Below are 2,038 nucleotides of genomic sequence, written 5' to 3' on the forward strand. Positions count from 1 at the left end.
GGCAGGTCAAGGATGTCCCCCACCGCCGAGTTGGCCGAAAGTCCGAAATGGCTCGCGGGATCAACCACGGCTGGGAGGGGTCCTCGGCCCAACGGAGGGTGGCATAGCGGGGCTCCTCGGACTCAGGCAGTCCCAGGAAGAAGTGGGCGCCCGTGACCGAACGGATGCGTTGTTCGTAGATTTCCTGGAGGGTGGACCCGGTGATCCTTCGGCAAAGCTCCTCCATGAAGACGCCGATGGTCAGGGCGTGGTACCCGAATGCGGTCCCGGGCTTCCAGAGCGGCCGCATCTGCGCGAGCTTGGCGGCGGCCAGCTCGGAGTTGTTGTATTCCTCGAGGGTAAGTCCGCCTTCGACTCCCAGAAGACCGGCCTGGTGGGAGAGCAACTGGGCCACGGTAACGGTGGCCTTTCCTTCGGCGCCGAATTCCGGCCAGTACTTGACCACTTCAGCGTCAAGGTCCAGGAAGCCGTCCTGGACCAAAAGCGCGATGACCAGCCCGGACACTCCCTTGGAACAGGAGAAAACACCGGTTACCGAATCCGGGCGGCGGTGCGGGCCGCCGCTGATGTCCAATACCTTGACGCCGCGGTGGTAGGCCGCAAGCTGGGCTGAATATTCCGGGTCCTCGCTGAGGAAACGGCCAAAGAGTTCGGCTACCGGTTCGAATCCAGGGGCAATCGTCTGTGCATCCACCCGGACAGCCTAATCCCTTCAGCCCCCTAACCTCGCTAGCTCGGCCAGGGAACCCGGCAGAATGGGCCCACCTTCAGCCCCCTAACCTCGCTAGCTCGGCCAGGGAACCCGGCAGAATGGGCCCACCTTCAGCCCCCTAACTGCCGCGAGTGTCCATGGTCACCACGATCTTGCCCTTGGCGCGTCCTTGCTCCAGCGCGGCGAAAGCGTCGGCGATCTTTTCGAGCGGATAGCTGCTATCCACCACCGGTTTCAGTTTTCCCTCGGAAACGAGGCGTGACAGGAACTTCAAGTCTTCGCCACTGGGGTGCATGAAAAGGTAGCGGTACCGGACGTTGGCTTCACGGGCGCGGCTCCGGATTCCGAGGCTGATCGCCCAGAACAGCGCGGTCATCCAGGCCGGGGCCGCAAGGTCCTTCAGGGCCGTCTGCGGTTCGGGCATCCCCGCGATGCTGACCACTTTCGCGCCCGGCTTGAGGATCTTGAACGTCTGGTCCAGCGTCTCCCCGCCTACGAGGTCGAACGCGGCGTCGAAGCCATGAAGCACTTCGGCCAGGTTCTCCTTCGTATAGTCGACGACGGCGTCCGCCCCGAGCCGCCGCACCAACTCTTCCCCACGGGGAGACGCAGTGGTGGTCACCTCGGCGCCAAAGTACTTGGCCAACTGGATGGCAAGGGTTCCCACTCCGCCCGCGCCCCCGGAAATGAACAGCTTGGTCCCGGGCTTGATCTCGAGCTCGTCGCGCAGTGCCTGCAACGCGGTGAGGCCCGCCAAGGGAAGGCTCGCGGCCTCGGTGTAGCTGAGCGACCTTGGCATGAGCGCCACGAAATCCTCGTGGACGGCGGCGTGTTCGGCAAAAGCGCCCAGCAGGGTCTTGTCCACGCGGGCAAACACCCGGTCTCCCGTGGCGAAGCGGGTGACGCCCGGGCCTACAGCTTCCACGATCCCGGCCAGTTCGCTTCCAGCCACCAAGGGCAGCCTTGGCCTGGTGATCACCCGAACTGCACCTTCACGTTGCTTGTAGTCCACGGGATTGAGTCCCGCGGCAAACACCCTGACCAGGACCTCGCCCGGACCGGCAACCGGCCTGGGGACGTCCTGCAGCTCCATTGCGTCGGCGCCGCCGTAGCGGGTCAGCACATAGGCGAGCACTTAGGCCCCTTTCCGGAGGGTTGATTGCTGAATGCCATTCCATATCCATGGCCCGTGTGGCAATCGGGCCGGATCAAATCCATCCAAGGCCTCGCCAAGCGGCCCTCCCGGCAAGCCGAGCGATTCCAAGATCACGTCCCGCACCTCCGCGGCAGACAGCCCGACGGCGGCAAGGTCGCCGAGCGTCACCG

2 protein-coding genes and 1 pseudogene are annotated in these 2,038 nt (G+C 64.6%); all 3 read right to left on the reverse strand.

Annotated elements, in window-relative coordinates; translation table 11 throughout:
• Positions 1-694: serine hydrolase domain-containing protein (locus AHiyo1_RS11900; RefSeq protein ID WP_253257295.1), on the reverse strand; the 694-nt coding region annotated here is incomplete at its 3' end.
• Between the two features lie 136 nt (positions 695-830).
• Entirely contained in the window at positions 831-1,847 is a 1,017-nt protein-coding gene (locus AHiyo1_RS11905) for an NADP-dependent oxidoreductase (protein WP_059388703.1), read from the reverse strand.
• A pseudogene (locus AHiyo1_RS25565) lies at positions 1,848-2,038 on the reverse strand (hypothetical protein); the annotation flags it as partial. It lies immediately after the preceding gene.

It is taken from the genome of Arthrobacter sp. Hiyo1 (genome assembly GCF_001263615.2).
In the GTDB taxonomy this organism is placed as follows: Bacteria; Actinomycetota; Actinomycetes; order Actinomycetales; family Micrococcaceae; genus Arthrobacter.